Source organism: Streptomyces vastus, assembly GCF_039532825.1.
GTDB classification, from domain to species: Bacteria; Actinomycetota; Actinomycetes; order Streptomycetales; family Streptomycetaceae; genus Streptomyces; species Streptomyces vastus.
Genome location: NZ_BAAASJ010000079.1, coordinates 83,344 through 92,227, shown reverse-complemented (window position 1 = coordinate 92,227; position 8,884 = coordinate 83,344). Strand labels below are relative to the sequence as shown.

The window sequence follows — 8,884 nt, the reverse complement described above, 5'->3', positions numbered from 1 at the left end:
TCGGTAAGTTGCCTGCGCGTCACGACCATCTTCCTATCGGATCCGCCCTCCGAGCGGACCCGAATCGGCAAGATGATCACGACATCACACAGGCCCTAGGACCTCGGCCTTGAGGCCCGAGAAGTCGGGCAGCTCGCCGCGGATGACGCCGTAGAAGGGAACCGCCGCGCTCACGCGCGGGTCGACGGCGGCCTGGTAAAGGACGAAGCCGCCGCCCATGCAGAAGCCGACCGAGCCGACGGAATCCGAGGTGACCGCGTCGAGCGCCAGCAGGTGGTCGACCGCGCCGGAGAGCAGCTCGACACCGCGGGAAACCGGCAGGTCCTGCATCATGCGCAGGGCCTCGTCGCTGTCGTGCGCGACATTCCCGCCGTACAGATCGGGAGCGAGCGCCACGAAACCCTCTGCCGCCAGCCGGTCGGCGACATCAGCTATGTGGTCGGTCAGGCCCCACCACTCCTGGATGACGATCACGCCGGGGCCCCGACCCGACGGGGGCAGCGCCAGATAGCCGTGCGCGGTGGTCCCGGCACTCGGGAAGGTCACGTTCTGATGGGCGGGGGCCCCGGTCGACCTGGGCGTCTCGGACATGGTGCGTCACTCCTGTCACTCGATCTTGCCTCCAGCATGCAGCAGGCGTGACAAGCGGCAGCAGGCGGCCCCTGGCCGGACGGGCTCACGTCCCCGGGGCCGTGGCCTCCGCTTCGAGCAGTTCCATCAGCGCCCGCGCCGCCGGACTGGTCGCGTCCGGCGGCGGAAGCATGGCGACCGTCTCGTACGAGGCCTCGGTGACGTCCTTCAGGGGGAGTGCGGTGAGGGCGGAAGCCGCGCGCTTCTGGCCGAAGTGGCGTGGTACGACGGCGATGCCGAGGTCCTCCTGCACCAGATCGAGCAAGCTGTGTACGTCGTTGACCTCGAGGGCGACCGTGCGGTGCACGCCCGCCGCCGCGAAGACCGAGTCCGTGGTGCGCCGGGGACCCCAGTCGGGGTGGAAGTCCACGAAGTCCTCGCCGCCCAGGTCCTCCGGCGTGACCGCTCCGCCTTCCGCCAGGCGGTGCGCCGGATGGCACAGGACGGTCATCGGCTCACTGGTCAGGGGCAGACAGCGGAGCTGGTCGGTGTCGGCCTGCGTCGTCACCGCGAAGGCCAGGTCGAGACGGCCGGCCGCGACCTCCTCCGCCAGCGCGCCGGACCCCGCCTGCCGCAGCCGGATCTCGACATCGGGGTGGCGTCGCCGGAACGCGGCGAGGAGCGGGCCCACGCACACTCCCGCGATGCACTGCTCGGTGCCCAGCGAGAGCGTGCCGCGCAGTACGCCCTGCACCGCGGCCACGGCGTCCCGGGCCGCGCGGACCTGGGCGAGGATCCGCTCCGCCTCGGTCAGCAGGGCGCGGCCGGCCTCCGTGAGCGTGACGCGGCGGGTGGTGCGGACGAACAACGGGGCCCGCAGCTCACGCTCCAGGGCGCGGATCGAGGCCGACAGGCCCGACTGCGACACCATCAGCCGCTCCGCGGCCCGGGTGAAATGCTGGTCCTCGGCGACGGCGACAAAGTGCTGAAGGTGGCGCAGTTCCATGATTGAGAAGCGTATCCGCTGAATTCCATCCGATTCTTCTGTTGGACCACTGCTCGGTGCCCGCGCGAGAGTGGAGCCGTCTTTGCTGCCCCTTTTCCCTCTCTCCCGGCCCTCTGGAGTACACGTGTACACCGCACACCCCGACCGCTACACGGACATGCCCTACCGGCGCACCGGACGCAGCGGACTGAAGCTGCCCGCGCTGTCGCTCGGCCTGTGGCACAACTTCGGCCCGGACCGGCCGGTGGACACCCAGCGGCAGATCCTGCGCCGCGCCTTCGACCTGGGCGTCACGCACTTCGACCTGGCCAACAACTACGGTCCGCCGCCCGGCGCCGCGGAGTCGGCCCTCGGTGAGGCGCTGACGGCGGACTTCGCGTCGTACCGCGACGAGTTGGTCATCTCCACCAAGGCCGGATATCTGATGTGGCCGGGCCCGTACGGGGAGTGGGGCTCGCGGAAGTACCTGCTGTCCTCCCTCGACCAGAGCCTGACCCGGATGGGCCTCGACTACGTGGACATCTTCTACTCGCACCGCCCCGACCCGGACACTCCCCTGGAGGAGACGATGGGGGCGCTGCACTCGGCGGTCGTCCAGGGCAAGGCGCTGTACGTCGGCGTCTCCAACTACTCGCCGGAGCAGACACGTGAAGCCGCCCGCATCCTGGGCGAGTTGGGTACACCGCTGCTGATCCACCAGCCCCGCTACTCGATGCTCGACCGGCGTCCCGAGGACGGGCTGCTGGACGCGCTCGACGAGTTGCAGGTGGGCTCGATCGCCTACTCGCCGCTGGAGCAGGGGCTGCTCACCGGCCGCTACCTCAACGGGATCCCGGAGGACTCGCGCGCCGCGAGCGACAGCCCGTTCCTGAACGCAGACACCGTCACCGAGGATCTCGTGCAGCAGTTGCGCGCCCTCGACGACATCGCCAAGTCGCGCGGTCAGACCCTGGCCCAGATGGCGCTGGCCTGGGTGCTGCGCGGCGGCCGGGTCACCTCCGCGCTCGTCGGCGCGAGCAGCCCTCAGCAGCTCGAGGACAGCGTGACGGCGACCCGTAACCTCGACTTCACCCCGGACGAGCTGGCCAGAATCGACGCGATTGTCAATCCGTGAGGCCTCCCCGCAACGTTCAAGCCAATGTGCGCCCTGAATATGCCAAGAGACTGGCTGAAATGGCGTAGTGACAGAGTGTCAGGAGTGACGATACTGAAACTCTGAGTACTCGAACTCCGAGTACCCGCACCGTGCGAGCGCTCGCATTTCCGAGCACTCGCGCCCTGAACTCCGTCGGCCACGGGCCGATCAGCCCCATCGTGCACGACCAGCACATCGCAAGGAAAGAGAGGCCGGACCGGCGGCAGGCCGGGCAACGGGGGAGAGATCGTGCACGACGAGTTCCTTTGCCATGTCACGGCGTACGGAATATGCGGCGGGCGCCGGGTGGGCGTACCCCTCGGAACCTATCGGGCGCCCACCCTGGCGTTGGCCATGTGGTGGTTACGGGACCGGGCTTCCTGGATCGCCGAGCGGTTGGACCCGGATCCCGAGGCTCCCTACTACCCGCCGAACTCGGTCGCACCGGTCGCTGACACCACGCCCGACGTGTCCGGCATGCTGCGTGCCTGGTGTGGCGACATGGACCAACAGGAGCTGACCGCCGACCTTTTGGCTGCCGGGCAGCTCGTCCGCATCGCCACGAGGGACGACACCACCGAGTACGAGTTGCTGGCCGAGTCGGTGGACGCGCTGCGGATGCAGCGGACGATTCCTCTGCTGACCGTCCCGGCCGCCTGACCTCGGCCTGCCTTGTCGTGCGACCTCGGCTCGCGCCCCGGGTGGCCCGCCTCCGGTCAGGCGCATATATGAACGAATCGATAGAATTCGGGCATGGGAGAGCGGTCAACTGCGCCCGAACTCGTCCTCGAGACCGAGACGGGTTCCACGGTGATGAGCCCGAGCCGGGCCTATCACGTCGGGCGCGACCCACTGAGCGACATCGTCATCGACGACGCCCGGGTGTCCTGGCACCACGCGGTGCTGCGGCCCGAAGACGGCCACTGGACGCTCGAGGACGAGAACAGCACGAACGGCACATACGCCGACGGCCGTCGCGTCCGCGCGTGGGACGTCGGCGCCGGCAGCGTCCTGCGCTTCGGACATCCCGCCGACGGCCCGCGCGCCGTGCTCACCAGCAAGCCCCCGCCCGCCGCCGAGCCCGCCGAGCGCCCGTCGGCCGTCTCAGTGCCCGCCGCGACCGGCACCTTCCGGCAGCCCACGACCGTACGGCCGCTGCCCGCCCGCACCGTCCGCCTCGGCCGCGGCGGCGACAACGACCTGGTCGTCGACGACCTGGTCGTCTCCCGACGGCACGCGGAACTGCGTGCCCACGCGGACGGCACGTACGAGATCGTCGACCTCGGCAGCCACAACGGAACGTTCCTCAACGGACAGCCGGTGTCGCGGGCGCTGATCTCCGAGGGCGACATCGTGGGGATCGGCCACTCGGCGTTCTGTCTGGTCGGCGACCAGTTGCAGGAGTACGTCGACACCGGTGAGGTCTCGCTCGACGTACAGGATCTGATCGTCGCGGTCGACCGCGGCCGCAAGACGCTCCTGGACCAGGTGTCCTTCCCCGTCGGCGAGAAGTGCCTGCTCGCCGTCGTGGGTCCCAGCGGCGCGGGCAAGTCCACGCTGCTGAACGCGCTGACCGGACAGCGTCCCGCCGACAAGGGCACGGTGCTGTACGACGGCCGCGACCTGTACCGCGACTACGCCGAGCTGCGCCAGCGCATCGGCCTCGTACCGCAGGACGACATCCTGCACGCCCAGCTGACCGTGCGCCGGGCCCTCGGATACGCCGCCGAGCTGCGGTTCCCGCAGGACACCGCGAAGGCCGAGCGCCGGGAACGGGTCGACGAGGTGGTCCGTGAGCTGGGCCTCGACCAGCGGTCCGGGCAGAGCATCCACAGCCTCTCGGGCGGCCAGCGCAAGCGCGTCAGCGTGGCTCTGGAACTGCTGACCAAGCCGTCGCTGCTCTTCCTCGACGAACCGACGTCCGGCCTCGACCCCGGCATGGACCGCTCCGTGATGCACATGCTGCGCGGCCTCGCGGATGACGGGCGCACCGTCATCGTCGTCACACACAGCGTGCTCAGCCTCGACGTCTGCGACCGGCTGCTCGTGCTCGCGCCCGGCGGCAGGATCGCCTACTACGGGCCGCCCGAGGACGCCCTCGCCTTCTTCGGCTTCGAGCAGTGGCCCGAGGCGTTCGAGGCCTTCGAACGGGACCGTGACCGGGACTGGGCCAGGGAGTACCGGGCGTCGCCGCTCCAGCGGCGGTACATCGCCAACTCCAGTGCGCAGCCGCATCGTCCGTTGCGCGCCCGCCGTCAGGTCGTCGGGCCACCGCCCAAGGCGCAGAGCTGGGGCGCACAGGTGCGCACGCTGGTGCGACGCTACGCCTCAGCACTCTCCGCCGACCGGACCTTCCTCGCCATCATGATCGCGCTGCCGTTCGTGATGGGCGCGATGGCCAGGGCACTCGCCGGAAGTGAGCTCACCCGGAAATCCGTGTTGAACGCGCTGCTCATCCTGTGCGTGGGCGGAGTCCTGACGGGCGCGGCCAATGCCGTACGGGAACTGGTGAAGGAACGGGTGATCTACCAGCGCGAGCGCGCCGTCGGCCTGTCCAGATCGGCGTATCTGATGTCCAAGGTTGTCGTCCTCGGCACGATCACCGCCCTGCAGGCGGTCGTACTGACCTTGGTGGCGCTGCTGGGCGTCGATCTGAACGCGCCGGGCGGTGAGGGGGTCCTCATGCCGCCGCTCGCCGAGATCACGGTTGCCGTCGCGCTGCTCGCCTTCACGGCGATGATGCTCGGCCTCCTCGTGTCCGCGCTGGTGCGCAAGGAGGAGGTGACGATGCCCCTGCTCGTGCTCCTCGCCATCGTGCAGGTCGTGTTCTGCGGTGCGCTGCTGAAGCTGGACGGGGTGCCCGGTATCGAGCAGTTGTCGTGGCTGGTGCCGTCCCGGTGGGCGCTCGGCGCCATGGCGGGCACAGTCGAACTGGCCCGGCTCTCCCCGGGCGATCTGACCGCCGATCCGCTGTTCCGGCACGAGGCGGATGTGTGGCTGCTCGACATGGGCATGCTCGTCCTTCTGTCGGCGGTCTTCGGATACCTGGTCGCCCGGCTGCTCAGGCGGCACGAACCCGAGGTCATGCGGAAGTAGGCGCGATGACGACTCCCAGCTTCCACCCCACGCACGTCGTCCCCCGTGACGGCATGCCGGCCTGGGAGGCCCCGGACCCCGCCCGGCCCACCGTGCCGCTCGACGCGCTGCTGCCGGTCCGGCTCGTCGACCGCCGCGGCGACTGGGGCCACATCGTCTGCGCCAACGGCTGGTCCGCGTGGGTCGACGGCCGTCTGCTGATCGCCGTACCCCAGGAGCCGCCCGCCGCCGCGCACCCACTCGCCCGCACGGCGGACCCACGCCCCCTGCTCACCCGCGCCGAGCAGGCACTCGGCCGCTACCGCCAGGCGGTCGAGGACCTGACAGAGGGACGCCTCGACGGAGAGTCCTTCCGCGCCCGCACACAGGGCCTGCGGGTCGGAGTGGTCGTCGACGGGGAGTCCGTATGGCTGTACGAGGCCGAACACGAGCGCTGGGTCTACTGCGACGGCACCCACTTGACGACGTACGCGACACCGGAGCCTCCGGCGGCGGACGGACGGGAGCCGCCCACGCCTGAGCCCCCGGAACGACCCGCCCCGGGGGCGCCGGAACCGACGCGGGTGGTGGACGCACATGGCGTGCCCTGGGCGGGGCCGCCCCAAGGCGTGGGGGACGCCGGTGCGGTGTCGGAGCGGGACTCGTCTCGGGTTGCCGCAGACGCCGGCGGCGCTGCTGCGGCAGAGCCGACGCGGATCGTCGGGGCTCCTGAGCTGACTCGGGGCGCAAGGGACGCCGGTGCGAGGTCCGAGCCGGAGCCCACGCGGCGTGTGCAGAACGCCGGCGCCAGCGGCGCGGAGCCGGCGCGGATCGTGGGAGAGCGCGAGCCGACGCCGGTCGTGGAGGATCGCGAGCCGACTCGAGTCGTGAGAGGTGCCGGGGCGGCCGCCGAGCCGGAGCGGACGCGAGTCGTGGAGGACACCGGCGCCGCTGCAGAGGCGGAGCCCACGCGAGTCGTGGAGGACACCGGCGCCGCTGCAGAGGCGGAGCCCACGCGGGTCGTGGACGACAACATCGACGGTGCTGCCGGACCGGAACCGACGCGGGTCGTGGAAGCCCTTGAGCCGACGCAGGTCGCGCGGGATCGGGAGGAGACGCGAATCGTGGGAGAGCGGGAGGCACCCCGAGAAGTGGAAGACCCGAGTGACCCGGAGTCGACCCAAGCCGTCGGAGAAACCCGCCACGCCCCCACCCGAATCGTGAAAACGAGCGACGGTGACCCGTGATGCCGCCCGATGTGAACCCCTACTCGGGACGTCCCTCCGACCTGATCGGCAAGCAGATCGCCGGATACCGGATCGAGTGTGAGATCGGCCGCGGCGGGATGGCCGTGGTGTACCGCGCCAAGGATCTGCGCCTGGACCGGTCCGTCGCCCTCAAGCTGCTCGGCCCGGAACTCGCCCGCAACGACACCTTCCGTCAGCGCTTCACCCACGAGTCCCGCGTGGCCGCCGCCATCGACCATCCGCACATCGTGCCGATCTTCGAGGCGGGGGAGAACGACGGTGTGCTGTACATCGCCATGCGGTACGTCTCCGGTCGTGACCTGCGTCATCTCCTCGACCGCGAGGGCCCGTTGCCCGTCGCGGTGGCGGCGCGGATCGTCGGCCAGGTGGCCTCCGCGCTGGACGCCGCGCACGACCACGGCCTGGTCCACCGGGACGTCAAGCCCGGCAACATCCTGGTAGCCCAGGGCACGGACAGCGACCACCCCGAGCACGTCTACCTCACCGACTTCGGCCTCACGAAGAAGTCGCTGTCGCTGACCGGATTCACGACGGTCGGTCAGTTCGTCGGCACGCTCGACTATGTGGCGCCCGAGCAGGTCTCCGGACGCCCCGTCGACGGACGCTGCGATGTCTACAGCCTCGCCTGCGTCACCCACGAAACCCTGTCCGGCAAACCGCCCTTCCAACGCGACGACGACATGGCACTGCTATGGGCGCACCAGTTCGACCAGCCGCCCCGTCTGACCGAGTCGCGCCCCGATATCGCCGCGCCGGTCGACGGCGTACTGGCCAAGGCGCTCGCGAAAAGCCCGGAAGACCGTTACGAATCCTGCCGCGCATTCGTCGCCGCGCTGCGGGCGGCGGCGAGCGGAACCTCGCCATCGGGCCACGCGCCGACTCGGGTGGATCTCCGGGTGGCCGGGGCCGGAGTGACGGAGAATCCGGGTCCACCACCCGAACCGCCACACTGGGCTCTGCCGGTCTTCCACCGGTAAATGGTTTGCGCGTTCGCTGTTCTTGGCAAGCAGTGGCAAGCAGAATAACGACCGTGCCCATTTTTCGACGCATCGCGCAAGCGCTCTCAAGGTAACCGTCAGAATTCCGTAATGGTTACCCCGCGATCCCCCTCGGCAGAAGCTGTCAAGGCATAAGAAAGAGTGACTTAAGGGTGCGTATCGGACAGCTTGAAAAACCTCGTTGAACGTTTGAGCGTGCGGGGGTTTCTTTCCGTATTCGGAGGAGTGACCAGGAATCCCGTTACCGTCACCGTGGCGTATCACGTGGTGCCGGGCTGTGAGTCCGCCTTCCATCGCTGGGGGTGGGCAGCGCTGCGCGCGTGTGCGCGTGAGCCGGGCTTTCTCGGGGGTGGCGTGCTCGTCGACGGAGAGGCTGATTGGCATGTGGTCTACCGCTTTGACAGCGAGGATTCGGCCCGGACCTGGGAGAACTCGCTCACCCGGGTCGAGTGGGCGGCCCAGGCGGAGGGACTCGCGCGGGAGACCGGGCGCCGCAGCGTGCAGGGCTCCAGAGCATGGTTCGAAGCCCAGGCCGCCACGCCGGCCGCTCCGCGACCGCCACCGAAATGGAAGCTGTGGCTGATCAATATGAGCGCGGTCTTTCCACCGGTGCTCTTATTCAATCTCCTCGTGCTGCCTTATATCGGCGACCTCAACCCTTTACTCCGGACTCTGCTGCTGTGTCTGTGTGTGACGGCCATCGTCACCTGGATTCTCATGCCACGGCTTCAGCGTTTCTTCAAGAAATGGCTGTACCCGCCGATTCAGACGATGTTCCGCGGGCGGCACAAACGTCGGGCCGCATAGGCCTGGGAACGACAAAGGAGGTGGG

7 protein-coding genes and 1 pseudogene are annotated in these 8,884 nt (G+C 69.4%); 6 read left to right on the top strand and 2 right to left on the bottom strand.

Features of this window, described 5'->3' with window-relative positions; all coding sequences use genetic code 11:
- Positions 1–93: 93 nt before the first annotated feature.
- Both ABD357_RS29020 and ABD357_RS29015 read right to left on the bottom strand, forming a co-directional pair.
- Positions 94–591, bottom strand: a pseudogene (locus ABD357_RS29020) (dienelactone hydrolase family protein); the annotation flags it as partial.
- An 85-nt stretch (positions 592–676) separates the two neighbouring features.
- A complete protein-coding gene (locus ABD357_RS29015) occupies positions 677–1,576 on the bottom strand; it encodes a LysR family transcriptional regulator (protein WP_344393977.1) in 900 nt (299 codons plus the stop codon).
- Between the two features lie 124 nt (positions 1,577–1,700).
- Here ABD357_RS29015 and mgrA point away from each other — a divergent pair, with 124 nt between their 5' ends.
- The 6 genes from mgrA to ABD357_RS28985 all read left to right on the top strand — a co-directional run bounded on the left by mgrA (position 1,701) and on the right by ABD357_RS28985 (position 8,859).
- Positions 1,701–2,690 (top strand): L-glyceraldehyde 3-phosphate reductase, encoded by a 990-nt coding sequence (mgrA, locus tag ABD357_RS29010; RefSeq protein ID WP_344393976.1) that lies wholly within the window; start codon positions 1,701–1,703, stop codon positions 2,688–2,690.
- A 270-nt stretch (positions 2,691–2,960) separates the two neighbouring features.
- On the top strand, positions 2,961–3,371 hold the full coding sequence (locus ABD357_RS29005) for a hypothetical protein (protein WP_344393975.1): 411 nt from the start codon (positions 2,961–2,963) through the stop codon (positions 3,369–3,371).
- Positions 3,372–3,464: 93 nt separating this feature from the next.
- Positions 3,465–5,807, top strand: coding sequence for an ABC transporter ATP-binding protein/permease (locus tag ABD357_RS29000; protein WP_344393974.1), 2,343 nt, complete (start codon positions 3,465–3,467; stop codon positions 5,805–5,807).
- A 5-nt stretch (positions 5,808–5,812) separates the two neighbouring features.
- Positions 5,813–7,033: a hypothetical protein gene (locus ABD357_RS28995; protein WP_344393973.1), complete on the top strand. Its 1,221-nt coding sequence runs from the start codon at positions 5,813–5,815 to the stop codon at positions 7,031–7,033.
- Positions 7,033–8,031, top strand: coding sequence for a serine/threonine-protein kinase (locus ABD357_RS28990; RefSeq protein ID WP_344393972.1), 999 nt, complete (start codon positions 7,033–7,035; stop codon positions 8,029–8,031). Before ABD357_RS28995 ends, ABD357_RS28990 begins: the two co-directional genes overlap by 1 nt.
- A gap of 189 nt (positions 8,032–8,220) precedes the next feature.
- Positions 8,221–8,859 carry a putative antibiotic biosynthesis monooxygenase gene (locus ABD357_RS28985; protein WP_344393971.1) on the top strand — a complete coding sequence of 213 codons (639 nt, stop codon included), beginning with the start codon at positions 8,221–8,223 and terminating at the stop codon, positions 8,857–8,859.
- Positions 8,860–8,884 lie beyond the last annotated feature (25 nt).

Coding starts and splice junctions, on each gene's coding strand:
- ABD357_RS29015 (WP_344393977.1), bottom strand. CDS start 1,576: ATGGAACTGCGCCACCTTCAGCACTTTGTCGCCGTCGCCGAGGACCAG.
- ABD357_RS28990 (WP_344393972.1), top strand. CDS start 7,033: ATGCCGCCCGATGTGAACCCCTACTCGGGACGTCCCTCCGACCTGATC.
- ABD357_RS29000 (WP_344393974.1), top strand. CDS start 3,465: ATGGGAGAGCGGTCAACTGCGCCCGAACTCGTCCTCGAGACCGAGACG.
- ABD357_RS28995 (WP_344393973.1), top strand. CDS start 5,813: ATGACGACTCCCAGCTTCCACCCCACGCACGTCGTCCCCCGTGACGGC.